At 55.3% G+C, this 16,310-nt stretch carries 14 protein-coding genes, 1 tRNA gene and 1 pseudogene; 7 read left to right on the forward strand and 9 right to left on the reverse strand.

The window, feature by feature from the left end:
* Window position 1 precedes the first annotated feature (1 nt).
* Window positions 2–346, forward strand: coding sequence for a metal-sulfur cluster assembly factor (locus tag CQ018_RS07755; RefSeq protein WP_105549434.1), 345 nt, complete (start codon window positions 2–4; stop codon window positions 344–346).
* A 123-nt stretch (window positions 347–469) separates the two neighbouring features.
* Here CQ018_RS07755 and CQ018_RS07760 read toward each other — a convergent pair whose 3' ends face one another.
* The 5 genes from CQ018_RS07760 to CQ018_RS07780 all read right to left on the reverse strand — a co-directional run bounded on the left by CQ018_RS07760 (window position 470) and on the right by CQ018_RS07780 (window position 4,640).
* On the reverse strand, window positions 470–1,384 hold the full coding sequence (locus CQ018_RS07760; protein WP_105549435.1) for a neutral zinc metallopeptidase: 915 nt from the start codon (window positions 1,382–1,384) through the stop codon (window positions 470–472).
* A 79-nt stretch (window positions 1,385–1,463) separates the two neighbouring features.
* Window positions 1,464–2,093 (reverse strand): energy-coupling factor transporter transmembrane protein EcfT, encoded by a 630-nt coding sequence (locus tag CQ018_RS07765; protein ID WP_105549436.1) that lies wholly within the window; start codon window positions 2,091–2,093, stop codon window positions 1,464–1,466.
* The gene (locus tag CQ018_RS07770) at window positions 2,090–2,803 is read right to left on the reverse strand and encodes an energy-coupling factor ABC transporter ATP-binding protein (protein WP_105549437.1); all 714 of its coding nucleotides are present in this window, start codon (window positions 2,801–2,803) and stop codon (window positions 2,090–2,092) included. Before CQ018_RS07770 ends, CQ018_RS07765 begins: the two co-directional genes overlap by 4 nt.
* A gap of 39 nt (window positions 2,804–2,842) precedes the next feature.
* Window positions 2,843–3,466 carry a biotin transporter BioY gene (locus tag CQ018_RS07775; RefSeq protein WP_105549438.1) on the reverse strand — a complete coding sequence of 208 codons (624 nt, stop codon included), beginning with the start codon at window positions 3,464–3,466 and terminating at the stop codon, window positions 2,843–2,845.
* A gap of 139 nt (window positions 3,467–3,605) precedes the next feature.
* Window positions 3,606–4,640: an AI-2E family transporter gene (locus CQ018_RS07780; RefSeq protein WP_105549439.1), complete on the reverse strand. Its 1,035-nt coding sequence runs from the start codon at window positions 4,638–4,640 to the stop codon at window positions 3,606–3,608.
* Between the two features lie 133 nt (window positions 4,641–4,773).
* Between CQ018_RS07780 and soxR the strand changes: the two genes are divergently transcribed.
* From soxR to CQ018_RS07795, 3 genes are all read left to right on the forward strand, one after another.
* Window positions 4,774–5,238 carry a redox-sensitive transcriptional activator SoxR gene (gene soxR, locus CQ018_RS07785; protein ID WP_105549440.1) on the forward strand — a complete coding sequence of 155 codons (465 nt, stop codon included), beginning with the start codon at window positions 4,774–4,776 and terminating at the stop codon, window positions 5,236–5,238.
* A gap of 101 nt (window positions 5,239–5,339) precedes the next feature.
* The gene (locus tag CQ018_RS07790; protein WP_258142450.1) at window positions 5,340–5,831 is read left to right on the forward strand and encodes a flavin reductase family protein; all 492 of its coding nucleotides are present in this window, start codon (window positions 5,340–5,342) and stop codon (window positions 5,829–5,831) included.
* A gap of 51 nt (window positions 5,832–5,882) precedes the next feature.
* Window positions 5,883–6,512 (forward strand): superoxide dismutase, encoded by a 630-nt coding sequence (locus CQ018_RS07795; RefSeq protein WP_105549442.1) that lies wholly within the window; start codon window positions 5,883–5,885, stop codon window positions 6,510–6,512.
* A gap of 117 nt (window positions 6,513–6,629) precedes the next feature.
* On the opposite strand, the gene CQ018_RS07800 is transcribed toward CQ018_RS07795, so the two are convergent.
* Entirely contained in the window at window positions 6,630–8,075 is a 1,446-nt protein-coding gene (locus CQ018_RS07800) for a DUF5129 domain-containing protein (protein WP_105549443.1), read from the reverse strand.
* Between the two features lie 73 nt (window positions 8,076–8,148).
* Window positions 8,149–8,919, reverse strand: a complete 771-nt coding sequence (locus CQ018_RS07805) for a LysE family translocator (protein WP_105549444.1) — start codon at window positions 8,917–8,919, stop codon at window positions 8,149–8,151.
* Between the two features lie 200 nt (window positions 8,920–9,119).
* Here CQ018_RS07805 and CQ018_RS07810 point away from each other — a divergent pair, with 200 nt between their 5' ends.
* Window positions 9,120–9,569, forward strand: a complete 450-nt coding sequence (locus CQ018_RS07810) for an Lrp/AsnC family transcriptional regulator (protein ID WP_105549445.1) — start codon at window positions 9,120–9,122, stop codon at window positions 9,567–9,569.
* Window positions 9,570–9,588: 19 nt separating this feature from the next.
* Here CQ018_RS07810 and CQ018_RS07815 read toward each other — a convergent pair whose 3' ends face one another.
* On the reverse strand, window positions 9,589–11,949 hold the full coding sequence (locus tag CQ018_RS07815; RefSeq protein WP_105549446.1) for a cellulase family glycosylhydrolase: 2,361 nt from the start codon (window positions 11,947–11,949) through the stop codon (window positions 9,589–9,591).
* 286 nt (window positions 11,950–12,235) lie between these two features.
* Window positions 12,236–12,311, reverse strand: a tRNA-Arg gene (locus CQ018_RS07820).
* Between the two features lie 196 nt (window positions 12,312–12,507).
* Between CQ018_RS07820 and CQ018_RS07825 the strand changes: the two genes are divergently transcribed.
* Complete coding sequence (locus tag CQ018_RS07825; protein WP_105549447.1) at window positions 12,508–13,767, forward strand: MFS transporter; 1,260 nt, start codon at window positions 12,508–12,510, stop codon at window positions 13,765–13,767.
* Window positions 13,768–13,899: 132 nt separating this feature from the next.
* A pseudogene (locus CQ018_RS07830) lies at window positions 13,900–16,288 on the forward strand (ATP-binding cassette domain-containing protein).
* Window positions 16,289–16,310 lie beyond the last annotated feature (22 nt).

The raw sequence follows: 16,310 nt of genomic DNA on the forward strand, positions 1-16,310 counted from the left end.
CATGAGCGTATCCAACGAAACGGCCAACGGGTCGGCTCACACGGATCTTGAAGATGTCGAAGAGGCGCTCAAGGACGTCATCGACCCGGAGCTCGGGGTTAACATTGTTGACCTTGGCCTGCTCTACGGCCTGAAGTACGCCGAAGACGGTGCGTTGCTCATTGACATGACCTTGACCACCGCTGCCTGCCCGCTCACCGATGTTATCGAGGAGCAGGTTGGTGCGGCGCTGGAATCGGTTGTCGATGACTACCGCCTCAGCTGGGTCTGGATGCCACCATGGGGGCCGGAGCGCATCACCGATGACGGTCGCGACCAGATGCGAGCCCTCGGGTTCAACATCTAAGTAGCCGCATCACGCAGTTTACATAACAGGCGAGGTACTTACACCCCTGATCGGGGGAGTAAGTACCTCGCCTGTTGTTGTGCTGCCCTCAGCGGGTTTCGCTGAAGATGCGGTTCACCGGGACTAGCTATTTGGCTTGTCGAGGTTTTTTGCCGAGAGTGTGTCGCACTGATTGATGTCCCCGGTGCGGTAGCCCTCCAGGAACCATGCCTCACGCTGTGCAGAGGACCCATGGGTCCAGCCCTCGGGGTTTACCCGCCCGGTTGCGGCCTTCTGAATTCGGTCGTCACCCACGGCCGCCGCGGCCGAAAGCGCTGAGCGCAGGTCCTTCTCAGTCAGTGGTTTCATAAATGTATTGCCCGCCGAATCTTTGGTCTGCGATGCATAAGCGGCCCACATGCCAGCAAAACAATCGGCCTGCAATTCCACCCGTACCGATCCAGAATTTGCTCCGCTACCACCCTGCTGGGAGGCCGCGAGTGTACCGATGGTGTTCTGAATGTGGTGACCATACTCGTGGGCCACTACGTACTCTTCTGCCAGTGCTCCACCATCGGCACCAAAATCGGTGCGGAGATCATTGAAGAAGCCTGTGTCAAAGTACGCGACTTGATCGCCAGGACAGTAGAACGGCCCCATCGCGCTGCTTGCCGCACCACAGGCGGTATTGACCTGGCCAGAGAAAATCTCGACCCCAGGTTTGCCGACCTTGACGTTGTATTTCGGTAGATACGAGAGCCAGAAACTATCAAGGGACTGGGTAGTGGCAAGAATGCGGCAGTCGGCGCGATTATTTGCATCCGCACCTGTTTTACATTCTTCAATACTCGGACCACCCGCCTGTTCCTGGGTCTGATTGGTGGCAGGTGCTCCACCGATGCCAAGCCCGGAGAGCATATCGGGGTTGAACCCGAAAACCGCAGCGAGTAATAGGATCAAGATTCCGCCGCCACCTGCCGCAACCTTGCCACCCTTGGAACGGCCGCGTGAATCCTTGACGCGGTTTGAATCTAGCCGGGCATCATCGTTGAAACTCATGATGCTTACAATACTGCCCGAAAGCTTAACAGGAAGAGGGAATCGCTACCCAATGCCCAAAGCTGCACTAAATATTGGTTCAGCTGTCGCGTTCCATGATTCCGCGTGCGGCAAGGGCATCTGCGGTGCGTTGGGCGTAGGCAACTGTATTGATGACAACCGGGGCCGCAAGCACCAGGGGATTGCGTGCAACTCCGCGGGCCTGGGCGGCGTCGGAAAGGCTTTGAACCGAGGTGGCGATGGCTGGGATGCTACGTAGCATCAGCGCAACCGCTAGGGCGATCGTTTCGGGTTTGCCGCCCAAGAGACGCACCGGGGTAGCAGCCTTTTCTAGGCCTTCAAGAAGCGCTGCCTGGGTGGAGGTGAGCAGGATCAGTCTGCCGCATTGGATGGCACCGAACATGCCGCACACCAAGGCAATGGCAAAGGCAGGAGAGTTGATGATGCCCTGGTAGATCCCGAGGATGGCAAAGATCCACCACAGATGACGTAGGGGGGCCGCCCAGGCGCGTAGGACCCGTGGGCCAGCAATGGCAAATAGTGCAAGGCTGAGCAGTAACGCACCAACACCAACAAATGGTGTACGCCAGATGAGAATCGAAGTGCTAACAACAAGCACCAGCAGATATTTTGCAAGTAAGGGCGCTCGATGCACCACACTGGTTCCGGGTTGATAATGTCCCAGGATCATTAGCGGCGAGGTGCTCATGCCCTGATCGCCCCACTACGTACTTGTGCTCGGTATTCATTAACAGCTAGTGCTGCCGGTCCATCAAAAATAACCTGCCCGTTGGCTACTAAGAGCCCACGTTCGGCCTGCGCGGCGAATTCCAGATCGTGAGTCGCGTAGATGACCTGCTGCGGCAGTGCGGCGATGGTGTGTTGCAGCAACTGATTATTAGCAAGATCTAAGAGTGTCGTTGGTTCATCGGCAACGAGAATATTCTGTCCCGCCGCTAGCACACTGCAGAGAGCCACTAGTTGGCGTTCGCCACCGGAAAGATCATAGATGCTACGCATTGCCAGGTGTTCAAGGTTCAGCTTGGCCAAGGCGCTCAGTGCGGCTAGGCGACGCTGGGTTCTATCTTTGATGCTTGCTTTAAGGGAAAGTTCAACGTCTTCCACAACTATCGGCATGACCAGCTGGGAGAGGGGATCGGTGAAGAGGAATCCAACATTTTGTCGTACGGCCTTGATCTTGGTCTTGGTGTCATCTCCGCGCACGCGTACACTGCCGTTGCTGGGTGCCACCAGCCCGTTGATCATGCGCAACAATGTTGATTTGCCCGAACCGTTGGCGCCGATGACTGCTATACGTGATTCGCTAAGTTCCAAGCTGGTTGGAGCAAGGACTACGTGTGCGGGAGCCTGCGGCTCATCGGCCTGAACCGAGAATCCAGCATTATCAAAGTGAATCACTGTCGTAGTAGTCCTTGCTCGTTGAGATGAAGAGAGAGGTTAGGCGCCGAAGTTACGACGAGCCATATGTGGGAAGGCCTTGAAGACACTCACTGCAATGCTTGCAGCGATAAAGTTCTTCACTAGGTCACCTGGCCAGTAGGCCATATCCAAGATGAATGCTTTCTCCAGCGGAATTCCTGCGTTCAGAGACATTCCCAAGATACCCATGGGGTGTACTACTAGGATGGAGCCGCCCATGGCTGCCAGCCAGAGCCATACCAAGCGGTGTTTGGTGACCTTGCGCAGTACCAGGGTTGCTAGTGCGCCGGTGACAAGTGCGGCAATGGGGAAGGAAAGCAGGTAGCCGGCGCTGGGGGCTGCCAAGGAACCGAGACCACCAGAGAATTTCGCAAAGATGGGGACGCCTGCAAGTCCAACGACAACGTAGAGCAATGCTGCCGAACCACCACGTGCCGAACCTAGGATCAGTGCGGTAAGAGCAACGCCAAGAGTCTGCAGGGTAATGGGGACGCCGAGTGCACCAACAGGTACCGCGGGAATAAGAGTGAGCACTGCAATGAGTGCCGCGAATACCGCGACAAGGGCTAAATCGCGGGCGCCAACTCGTTGGGTCTTGCGTACGGCGCCGGTAATTTGGCTGTTTTGCATGGTCTTAGTCATTGGAGGTTCCCTGTGTGATGATCGTCTGGTTTCAAGGCTACGCGTGATTGCGTATGAAACGAGAATACTTGAACACCGTTCAAAAGTCTTGATCACTGTTCAAGTCTTGTCATATCACCGGTAAGAGTATGGCGAGAAATCAGCGTTTTGACTGGGCTGGAACCACAACTTTTTTGAGAATTAACAAGATCGCGGCACTGGCTGGGCAGGCGACCAGCGCGCCTAGGAGCCCGGCGAGCGTGCCGCCAACCATAGCACCAATGAGCACCATCGACCCCGGGATCTGTATTGCCTTTCCGACGATGCGTGGGGTTAGTACGTAGGCTTCAATCTGCATGTAGGCGACCATGACGATCCCGACGATCAGCCCAGAGGTAGGAGCGGCAATAAGCGCGATTGTCGTGACGATGACTGTGCTGATGACCGAACCAACAAGCGGAATCATGGTGATCGGTAGTGCAAGAATCCCCAGGACCGCTGCGAAAGGTACGTTCATGATGGTCAACAGAATAAAAGTAAATAGAGCATTCATTGTTGCAAGAATCGACATGCCGCTAAGATAACTGCCGACTGAAGAGGCGATCTCTTCGGAAATTTCCGTTACTTTCTCACGTTTTGAAGCCGGAACTAGAAGGTAAAAGGACTGTTTCATCTGATCCAGTGAGATCACAAAATACATGGTCAGTACCGTGACAAATAGCGTTCCAACAACGGTGTTTGCTACTCCGAGGCCAACTTTAAGTGCGCCGTTTCCGACGAAAAGCCAGGTCGAGGGATCGGCAATGGTTTTCTGAACCCATTCAAGGCCCGGGATGAGTGCGCCATCGAGTGTTGCATTAAGCGAGATGAACCATGCTTGTTCCTCGACTCGATCAAGGCTTGCCGGCAGCGAGATGAGAAGCTTGTGCCCCTCGGTGACCAGTAGCGGAATAACCAGACTGAAGACTAGGACCGCAAAAATCAGGAAACCGGCAAGTACGCAGAGCACGGCCTTGACTCGACTTAGTCCCCAGCGCTCAAGTTTGCGTACTAGGGGGTCAAGGCCGAGTGCGATGAAAAACGAGGCAAACACCAACGTGATGGCGTATGTGAGCGACATGATTGCTGCACCAAGTGCCAGCGCCGTCAGTGCTCCCAGCGTTGCGACAAAGCCACCGCGGAATGTGAGTTTCATGCGTGAAGTTACCTGTCGATCAGATGTGCAAGCACCGAGTGGTTTCGTGCGCTTCTTGTGACTCTATGGCACATTCTTGTTTGTGTGTAAGTAGCCATGCACGCAAATCTGACTTGGGAATAGGCTTAGAGTCATGGAAGAGAATATTTCCCAGGATCTAACCGTCGGCCAGCTAGCTGCTCGTTCGGGTGTCGCGGTTTCTGCCTTGCATTTTTATGAGCGCCAAGGGCTTATTAGCTCGTGGAGGACCTCGGGGAATCAGCGCAGGTTTGATCGCAGTGTGCTGCGTCGAGTTGCCGTGATTCGTGCGGCCCACCGAGCCGGTGTTCCACTGAACGTCATTGGTGAGTTGTTTTCTACGCTGCCCGATGACGGTGCGCCTACTCAAGAGGATTGGCGGTCGCTCTCGCTTGCCTGGCGTGATGATCTGCAGGAGCGTATCCATCAGCTTCAATCGTTGCGTGACGGGCTCAGCGGCTGCATTGGTTGTGGCTGCCTGTCACTTGCCGAATGCGGATTTGTGAACCCGAATGACATGCTGGCCGACTCGGAAGGTGGAGCTTTGATGTTTCGCGAAAAGAAGCACGATTTGACCTGAACCAAGGTTGAGGTTCTAGCGTGGAGGCATGAGCACAGTGAGGAAGCTGCGCATCTCGAGAGGACAAACCCACAATGCACACGCATTTGGCCCAACATAGAATGGCTGACCAGTTTCGCGCAGCCTTTGGTAATCACCCAGCGGGTGTCGCGATAGTGACAGCTACCGGTGAATTTGGGCCCGCTGGAATCACCGCATCTTCGGTCATCTCTGTTGCAGCCGATCCGGCATTAGTTGCTTTTAGCGTTGCCGGTAGTCACGGCTCAGCCAGCGCAATTCTTGGCGCCAAGACGTTGCTGATTCATTTGCTCACGGCCGAGAACTCGGAATTGGCTACACGTTTTGCCATGCGAGGCAATGAGCGCTTCTCGCAAATGCAGAACTGGGAATTCCTCGAGACGGGTGAGCCCCTGATTCATGGGTTAGGCACCGTCCTGAGATGCGAAATTCATTCAAAAGCCCCTGCTGGTCCTGCAACATTGGTCATAGCCTCGGTACTAGAAGTTATCGGCAGTCAGTCTTCGGCCGCACCATTGGTCTACCACCAACGCGGCTACCACAGCGTCGGTGAGCATTCACGCCTCACCGCTTAGCCGCTCCCGAACACGGAAGCGACGCAGTCAATCAACAATTGAGGAGTCATTTTGGCTATTTATACTTTGCCTGAGCTGCAGTACGATTACGCGGCGTTGGAGCCGAATATTTCGGCGCGGATTATGGAGTTGCATCACTCTAAGCACCATGCTGCGTATGTTGCTGGGGCGAATACTGCGTTGGAGCAGTTGGCCGAGGCTCGTGAGAAGGGCGAATTTGGGAACATCCCGAAGCTGTCCAAGGATTTGGCGTTCCACTTGGGTGGTCACACCAACCACTCGATTTTCTGGAACAACTTGTCTCCCGAGGGTGGGGATAAGCCGGAGGGTGAGTTGGCTGCGGCGATCGATGACGCGTTTGGTTCTTTTGATGCTTTCCGTGCGCACTTCACCGCTGCTGCGATGAGTTTGCAGGGTTCGGGTTGGGCTTTGCTTGGTTTTGAGGGCTTGGGTGGCCAGTTGGTCATCGAGCAGCTTTACGATCAGCAGGGTAATGTTCCGGTGGCGACGACTCCGTTGTTGATGCTTGATATGTGGGAGCACGCGTTCTACTTGGATTATGTGAACGTGAAGGCCGATTATGTGAAGGCTTTTTGGAACATTGTGAACTGGGCCGATGTTTCGGCTCGTTTTGAGGCTGCTCGTGCCGGTGCAAAGACTTTGATCGTCCCAAGCAAGTAGTCCCTCCCAAGACTATTAGCGCAACGTCAATAACAGGCGCAAAAGCATAAAGAAGCCGGGTGTCGTGAATCTTGAAAAAGAATTCATAACACCCGGATTCTTTGCGTACCGGTAAAACTAGAAGCGGGAAGAAGACCCCGAACCGGAGAAGCTTCCGCCGCTGCTTCCATAGCCGGTACTACTACCCGAGGAACTAGGATTGCGCGATTCCTGTACTACCGAGCGACCGCTCTTGAAACCAGAGCTGAATCCAACGACACTCCAGAACTGGCTCGAAGGATAGACGGTTCCCACAATGCTGGATCCAGAGATAGCAGAGTCATCGCGAGATCTGGTAGTACGCATTTCCTTACGCATCATCGAGGCTTCCTGCTTGGACTTCGAATATCGATCGATGACAGTTTCCGAATGTGCTTCAAGCAGGTTAGTGAGATTCACCCGTGTGTCCCTAATCTTATCCAATGCTGCTTCGGGGCTCAATGATCCTTCTTCCAGCTGGGCGGCCCATGATTCCATTGCTGGTTCGGCAGCGGAGGCGAAACTACTCAGTGTCAGCGCCGTTGAAGAATCGGCAACACCATGCTTAGAGCCAATAAGTGAAGAAATCCCCTTGATATCTTCCTTCAGCGGGGCCAACTGTCGATCCCAGGCTTTGGGCCATCCCTCACCCATGTTCAACAACCTGCTTGTATCGGCAATGACGTCATCAAGGCCATCAAGTTGAACGGCTTCCTTGGCATACTCCTTGAGCAATTTGGAATTTTCTTTACGTTGCATCTGCTTGGAAGTCAGTGCATTGGCGGTATCCGCAAGTTCGGCTAATTTATTGTATCGAGTCATGAATCCACGATATTTTTCATGGACCAAATGGCCGTAGCTCGACGAATCCGGAATGATGCGGGCATGAAGCTCTGTAACGTCAAGATCCATCGAAACATTAGAGTAGCTAGCATTGCCCTCGGCCAGCGAAGCCGCCGAACGCTTGGCATAATAGCGGCGGATATAAAGGTTCGCGCCCACGGTTACGGCCCCACCAATCCCAACGATTGAGGAAACTCCCCACAAGAGTGGTGACTTATACCAGGGGCGGTTCATTAATTCGGAGGCACGTTTGACCCCTTCGATGGTTCCATCGGTCCACTGCGCATCCTTGAGTAGGTCTTTGGTTGCTTCCTGAATGTCTTCACGCTGGGCTAATGACACCTTGCGGTCTTCGCCCATATAGGTGCCTATCTGGCGGCCCACCGGATCCAGGGCAAGAATGAAGAGTGAATCCGCCCATTTCTGTTTATCGTCGCTTAGCCATTCTGGGTGGTTTTCCTTGGCAAACCTGAGTACTTCCTCGTTGAAATTATCAGAGGATTTACCTTCACGAGTGTAGATTGCCACCTTGGTGGGTTCATTGAAGCTGATCGCCTTGATGGCGGGAAGTAGGGTGTTCTGGTCCAACACCCCTGCGGTGTCTTCTACGACAACTTCCGTGGCACCGGCAGCGTGAGCCGGGGTGATGCCCATGAAGAGTGCAACGACTCCCAGCATGATGGCCGCCCAAAACTTGCGCATTGATAATCCGTTCGATCGAGAAAGGGGGTTCTAACTAGTACCCTAGCCGAATCGTTCGAACGGAACGGGGAGGTTACCGTCCGGCCAATGCCAACAAGCTCTGCACAGATTCCAAGAGTGCCGGTGCCTGCTCAAGGACCAGGATGATTCCAAGTCCGATCATGATTACTCCGCTAAAGAGCGTGACAATGCGTGCTGCGGTGGGTCGTGAACGCAACAGCACTCTGGCGCCAATTGCTACCCCCGAGTAGATGAAAATCGAAAGTGTCATATGAGACAGGCCGAAGACCGCTGTCTGCATTGGGACCGAGAATGCAGCATCGTCGCGAACAAACTGGGGGATCAGAGCCAAGTAAAGCAGTAAGGCTTTAGGGTTGGTGCCGCTGGTGCCAAGCCCACGGAAAAAATCGGGGCCCAAGAATCGTTGGGCGGGTTCACTGGCAGCCTGAAGCGTAATCTCACGCACCTTGGTTGTACCACCCGAAGCGGCCATCAAAGATGTTTTGGAAGCCGCCGTTGCAGGTACCTCGTCGTCTTGACCCGCTGCCACGGTGAAACCGGCACCTTTCCAGCTGCGGGCGGTCGAAATTCCCAACCACAATAGGTAAGCAGCTCCGGCCAACGTCAGCCATGACAGGAGCTGTGGTGAGCTAGCAATCAGTGCTGCCATGCCGGCAACCAGAAGAATTGTATGGAAGATGTATCCGGTGCACAATCCAGTCACGGCGGAGACTACTCGGTATCGGCCTAGGCCGGCGGCAATCGCATATGCCCAGTCAGCACCCGGTGTCATGGCGAGTGAAAACGAGACGAATAGGAAGCCTAAGAATACCTGCGGATCCATGCTGATCCCCTTCTGATTGGAACTTAGCTAGAAGCCTAGACAAAAAGTCACGAAATGTGCTTGCGTGTTTTTGCATAAACAGCATGGTTTACACGAGTTTATATCTATATCTCCAGCTTTTGCGCAAAATGTTTGTGCAATGATGAATTTTGCTATCGAAATCTCTCGTCTCGAAGATAGTTCTGCATAGGATGTGAATCGTGATTGATGCAATTGACCGAGCCATGCTGCGCCGGATTCAAGAAGATGGTCGGATTACCGCAACGGCTCTGGCCGGTGAGGTGGGCTTGACGGTGGCTCCCTGCCACCGAAGACTCAAAGACCTCGAAACTCAGGGTGTGATTCGTGGTTACAGTGCCGACGTTGACCCGGCGAAGGTTGGGCTCGGGTTTGAAGCCTTAGTTTTTGTCACCCTCAAGGATCGTCAGAATATGAAGGCCTTTGAGGCAGAGCTACAGGGAGTCGCCGCGGTCGTTGAGGCTCAACGGCTCTTTGGTGAGCCTGACTTCCTGCTCCGAGTTATGGCAGCAGATCTGACCGCGTACCAGCTTCTATACGACGATGTGCTGGTGGGCCTTCCAGGAGTTGAAAAGCTCACCAGCACCATCGTGATGAAGAATCTGAAATCAGGGTTGCGGTTACCGCTCTAAGGGCGCTATTCCTTGATCTCTAAGGTTTATTCGATACCGAGTAGTTCCCCTGTGCACACGCTGTGAAGATCCATCCCCCTGGGGTCTTTGTCAGCTTTGTGCCGGTAAGCCCGGTAACTTGTGGGTTCGGCTGATTTTCACCAGGGAACCAGACGCGTAACCCGCAGGAATTTGCTGGACTGTGTCCGGCAAGTTCTAGTGAGGCGGTCTCGGCCTTCAACGAGGTGATGATTCCCGGGGTAGCTTGCGGGTATGCACGGCTAAGGATTTTGAGCAATCCAGCCTTTGGCGGTAGATCGGCCCCGTCAATGCAGTCCTGCATCATCAAGGCGTTGCCGTATGGCCCAATGCCGTTTTGCGGATCGCCACAGGCTTGCTTCCACACCCAGTACGCGCTGCCAAGCCGATGCTCATCTTCAGCGTTTGCGTAGCGCCTCAGGCGTGAAAGCGACTCTTCATCCTCACCGCCTTGTGAATCTGCAGCTCCCCAATACCCATATTCACCAGACCACAGCGGAGCCGCGTATTCGGCAGCATTTCGTTGGGCAAGAATGAACTGGCGTTCAAGACTCACAAGTGCGGGGATCCCCAGATCCCGGTCCATGGTGATGGACTCGGCATACAAGTGCGGGGAGTAGACAATGTTTGAATCTTTGGTGAAGCCAGGGGTTGGACCGGAATCAAAGCCGAGTCCAGACCAAAAAATGCTTGGTTCGATAAAGATGATCTGCTGTGCACCTACGGCGCGGATTTCATCGATGGCCTTCGCGTAAAACTTTCCCAGGAGGTGCGAGGTGGTCACCGGAGCGGTTTCACCGAACCCTGGCTCGTTGAGTAGATCAAAGCCGGCAACCATTGGTTCATCACGGAATTGGGAGGCTAGCTTGCCCCATGTTGAGGCCAAGGCGCTTTGCACCCCATCGGTGTCAAAGTAGAAGTTTTGGAAGGCCCTATTTCCTGCGGGAGAAATATCGCGTCCGGTGAATTGGCAGCGCGGAGCCTGATCGGTATGTGTGGCCCATGTTGGTGCGCCGTCATATCCCCACATGAGCTCGGTGCCGGGCCGGCAACTGGTTCCTGGTTCGCTGGGACCATTCCACCAACCGTCTTGGTGCATGTCTAAGACCGTGTAGATTCCGTACTTTTTGGCCAAATCCACTGCCTGAGTGATTTTCTGCAGATACTCAGGGTTCAGGGTGCCACGTGTTGGTTCGAGTGCTGACCATGAAATGTTGAGTCGTGAGACGTTGAAGCCTTGAGCGGCCATCCCGGCAAAATCCGTCTCCGTGAGTGGGCGAGTGGCCGGCACATCGGCCTTCGGTTGGTAGAAATCTACAAGCTGATTCACATTCGCACCACGTAGGAGAACCTGGTTGCCTTCGCCGTCGGAAATGTGCGAATTGGTGGCACGAAGGATCCCTGCCGAAGGAATGTTCTTTTTGCCTTGGGCAGCAACGCTTAGCCCAGGGGCGAACAATGATGCACCTATGGCAAGCGCCGCGATACTTGCCACAGCAACTTGCGGAGCCCGAGCCCAAATTGAAGCATGTGAGCGCGGTGCAGCGTCAACAAGGAGGACGAATATTCCCACGATCCAGCCAGTAGAGGCACCAAAGGCCATTCCATCGGCGACCGTTATATAGGAAACCATCAGCGGCCAGATGTCTCCACCTGGACCACGATCGACAAAGAACCCCACGATAGCTTGCACTACGCCAAAGGCTCCACCGGCTACCAGAACCCCAAGCCATCCACCAAGCACTCCTGGAACTCTTGCGCGCATCCAGCCGATGCACCAAGTTCCGAGTGCCCACATCAACAGCATGGAGACCAGCACCGAAACTATTCCGGTGTCGGGCCGCGGTGTTGGCATCACGGGCGCATATACCGCTCCGGTCCACCAGAGACCGGAAAGGATTGGTGCCAAGGAGGCAAAAAGTAGTGCAGCTAGCCAAGAGCGCTTTACCGGATTGAGAGTGGGTTTGGATTTGCCGCCCAACCAGCGCGTGATGGCTGCGACAAACAGGGCCGCGGGTATTGCCTTGGCTGTGGCAAATCCGGCCGACCAGCCCGCTTGCAGAACGTTTCCCGTCATGCTCAGTGCCATCGCGGCCTGTGCAATCAGTACCGCAAGGGTCAATCCCGCGCTCAACGTCCAAAAGCGGTCTCCGGCGCGACGAGCTATCCACCACGTCAGTCCCAAGAGGACTGGCAAGAACACGATGTAGGGGGTGAAGCTCCAGAAGCCAGTGGCAAGGGCCGGAACGGCTCCGGAGAAGCCCACCAGGGCGAGAAGTCCCGTGGGGTCGGCTACTGCTTGAAGCGCAACCAAGATGAACATGGTGGCGAAGGCAACAGTTGGACGACGAGCCGATTTCATTGATACTCCGATGGGACGTGTCCATTGAGAACTGAGGTAGTTCTGTATAGCTTCGTGCACACACAAGAACGAGTCAATGGCGAACAGTCTTCGGTCTTGACGAAGCTAAACCTAGCAACACGATGATTGGGCACGTACAGAGGTGGCTCGGCCGGCAGACAAATGGGGATACTTCGCGGGAGGAGTAGTGACTCGGCGACCGCTCGGTAGCCTGGGGAAACCTGAGCCATAAAAAGATGATGCCGCCACACGCTGGTGCGTGTGGCGGCATCAAAAATGGACTGCGTGGTGCCCCCGGCGCGATTCGAACGCGCGACCGACAGATTAGAAGGCTGTTGCTCTATCCACTGAGCTACGGAGGCGGGCAAAAGAATCATAGCTCAATGCGGCGCTGAGCTCATATTTGACAATCGCGAAAAGTTGCACTTAGACACGGCCGGGTAGCTCTGGGTGCCATGCCGGAGCCTCTCGTATGATGGAAGCTACCGGCCAAAAGGATTGATGCATCAGCGTTTCTATTGAAGGTTTGGTTTACGCCCACAGGCACAAAGGAGCACCTTGCCCACGCCGCAATCCGCAGCACAAAAGTTCCCCACCAGTAAAAGCAATATTGCTTGGAGAAACTCCATTTTTGGGATCTTCTTCCTGTGTGGATACGCGTTTGCCACATGGGTGGCACGGCTTCCGGCCGTGCGCGAACAGCTCAATATTTCAACGGCCGATGTTGGAACACTCCTTTTGTCCCTCGCGGTAGGCTCTATTGGTGGACTTGCCTGCGCCCCAAACATCCTTTCCAAACTGGGAGTTCGCAAGGGGATCACGATTGGGCTGATCTCCATGGGCATGGGGCTTGGCGCCTTGGGCATGGTAACCGACTGGCTGGGCAGTGTCCCGGGGGCCATCGCGGTGCTGATCTTCTACGGATTCGTGTTTAGCGCCACAGACGTGATGATGAACGTCGATGGTGCGGCGGTGGAACACAGAATTGGTAAGACATTGCTGCCGTTGATGCATGCCTTCTTTAGTTTTGGGACCATTGTCGGGGCTATCACCGGATCGGCTGCAGCACGCGCAGATTTCGGAGTTGTCTTCAACTTCATGGCGGTAGGCGCCCTAGTGATCGTCCTCGGACTCTATTTTGTGCGAAATGTCAGCGAACTTGAAGCACCAGCAGAATCGGTGCACCAGGAAACCAAGCCGACACAGTCATGGTTCGGGCGCGTGGCAAGCGTGTTCCGCGACGGACACCTCATGCTCATTGGACTCATGGTCGCCGGGCTCGCTTTCGCCGAAGGATCTGCTAATGACTGGCTCACCATTGCCTCGGTGGATGATCACAACTTCACCGAGGCTGGGGGTGCCCTAGTCTTTGGCGCGTTCGTCACCGCAATGACCGCCGGTCGCATCTTCGGTGGCCCGGTCATTGATAAGTTCGGTCACCAACGGGCCTTGGTCTTCATGGGTATTTTGGGGCTAGCCGGGATTGCGCTATTCATCTTGACGACGGCAACGTGGGCAGTCTTTGTCGGTGCATTGCTCTGGGGTCTTGGTGGTTCACTCGGTTTCCCAGTGGGTATGTCGGTTGCCGCGGCACATCCCACCGACGGACCGCGCCGAGTGGGCATCGTTGCTATCTTCGGCTACTCTTCAATGCTGATTGGGCCTCCGGTCCTTGGCTACCTGGGTGAACACTTTGGGGTACTGAACGCATTCATCCTGGTTGCCGTGGTCCTTTTCGCTACGCTGCTGATCACGCCGCGGGCCACCAACCCACGCAGAATTCACAACACACTTACCGACGCCCAACGCGTCGAATAGCCCTTCGCGGGCACAAAACCTTCCAGGGGGGAGCGGATGCGCCCGAGCAGTATTCAAGAAGCGCATCCCCACCCGGCAGTCCTAGACTTGGCGATGAACAAACGCGCTAACAAGCATCACGATGGAGAAATCATGAGCATAAATACCAGCGAAAACTCCTCACAAGGAAACACCCATGCAGCCGATAGTCACGAACTAATCCGGGTCAAGGGCGCGCGCGTCAATAACCTCAAAGACATCAGCGTATCGATCCCGAAACGACGACTCACCGTCTTCACAGGCGTCTCCGGCTCGGGAAAGAGCTCACTGGTCTTTGGCACCATTGCCGCCGAATCCCAGCGCATGATCAATGAAACCTACTCCGCCTTCGTCCAGGGCTTCATGCCATCCCTCGCGCGTCCCGACGTAGATGTACTTGAGGGCCTGACCACAGCAATCCTCGTGGATCAGGAGCGGCTCGGGGCTCCCACGTTCAACCGTGGGAACCGTTACCGATGCCAATGCCATGCTACGCATCGTCTTCTCCCGCTTGGCCCAACCCCATATTGGATCGCCACAGGCCTACTCCTTCAACGTTCCCTCGGTCTCCGGCGCCGGGGCCGTCACCATTGAGAAGAGCGGCAAGAAGATCAAGGAACGCCGCAGCTTCCAGGTCACCGGTGGTATGTGCCCCGAATGTGAGGGCCGCGGCAAGGTCAACGACTTTGACCTGACTGCTCTTTTCGATGCTGACAAGTCCCTGTCCGAGGGTGCGCTAAAGATTCCGGGTTACTCAATGGACGGCTGGTACGGACGCATCTTTGCCGGATCCGGCTTCTTCAATATGGACAAGAAGCTCGGCGACTTCAGCGATACCGAACTCGATGATCTGTTGCGTCGAGAAGCAACAAAGATCAAGGTGGACGGCATTAACGTCACCTATGAGGGTGTCATTTTAAAGATGCAAAAGTCGTTCCTCACCAAGGACGTCGATGCCATGCAGCCACATGTGCGCGCCTTCGTCGAACGTGCCGTGACCTTCACTAACTGCCCTGCCTGTTCTGGTACGCGTCTTGCCGAGCACGCACGGAACTCAACGATCGATGGGGTGAGCATCGCCGATGCGTGTGCCATGCAAATCAGCGACCTAGCGCTGTGGGTACGCGGGCTCAAGGAGCCTTCGGTTGCCCCACTGCTTGAGGCATTGGGGGACACCCTAGACTCATTCGTGGAGATCGGTCTTGGTTATCTGTCGCTGGAACGTCCCTCGGGCACACTGTCCGGTGGTGAGGCTCAACGCACCAAGATGATCCGCCACCTAGGTTCCTCGCTGACCGATGTCACCTACGTGTTTGATGAGCCAACCATCGGGCTACACCCACACGATATTGCCCGGATGAACAAACTACTGCTTGCCCTGCGCGATAAGGGCAACACGGTTCTTGTCGTTGAGCATAAGCCCGAAGCCATTGCGATTGCCGATCACATCATTGATTTGGGTCCGCGCGCAGGTTCTCAGGGCGGCCAAATCATGTTCGAGGGCAGCGTAGAAGGCTTACGCGCTAGCGACACGCTCACCGGTAAGCACCTCGATGACCGGGCAACCCTCAAGCAGAGCACCCGCCACCACACCGGTGCACTAGAAATCCGTGGGGCCACCATGAACAATCTGAAGAATGTCGATGTCGATGTTCCTCTGGGTGTGCTCACGGTGCTCACCGGCGTTGCAGGATCGGGCAAAAGCTCGCTGATCCATGGCTCCCTCTCTGGTCGCGAAGACGTGGTGAGCATCGATCAGGGCGCTATCAAGGGATCCAGGCGTTCAAACCCGGCAACCTATACCGGAATGCTCGAACCCATCCGTAAGGCCTTCGCCAAGGCCAACGGCGTCAAACCAGCGCTCTTTAGTGCCAACTCCGAAGGCGCCTGCCCCACCTGCAATGGTGCCGGTGTCATCTACACCGATCTTGGCATGATGGCTGGGGTGGCCAACCCCTGTGAAGAATGCGAAGGCAAACGCTTCGATTCTCTGGTGCTTGAATACAAGCTCAACGGTAAGGACATCTCCGAGGTGCTGGGCTTCTCTGTCGCCGAAGCCGTCAAATTCTTTGCGGCGGGTGAGTCAAAGATTCCCGCAGCACACAAGATCTTGGTCAGGCTCGCCGAGGTGGGATTGGGTTATCTGACCATCGGCCAACCATTAACAACGCTTTCCGGTGGCGAACGCCAGCGCCTCAAGCTCGCAAGCCACATGGGGCAAGACGGCGGAATCTATGTGCTCGACGAGCCAACCACAGGTCTTCACCTCGCCGATGTGCAGCAATTGCTTGGGCTGCTGGACAAGCTTGTCGAATCGGGCAAATCTGTCATCATCATCGAACACCACCAGGCAGTGATGGCCCACGCCGACTGGATCATTGATCTTGGCCCGGGTGCTGGTCACGATGGCGGCAACATCGTCTTTGAGGGAACTCCCGCGCAACTCGTTGCCCAGCGCAAAACCCTCACAGCAGAGCACCTAGCCGCCTACATCGGTGCTTAACCTCCACCACAAAAATCCGTTA

It is taken from the genome of Arthrobacter sp. MYb227 (genome assembly GCF_002975435.1).
Taxonomy (GTDB): domain Bacteria; phylum Actinomycetota; class Actinomycetes; order Actinomycetales; family Micrococcaceae; genus Paeniglutamicibacter.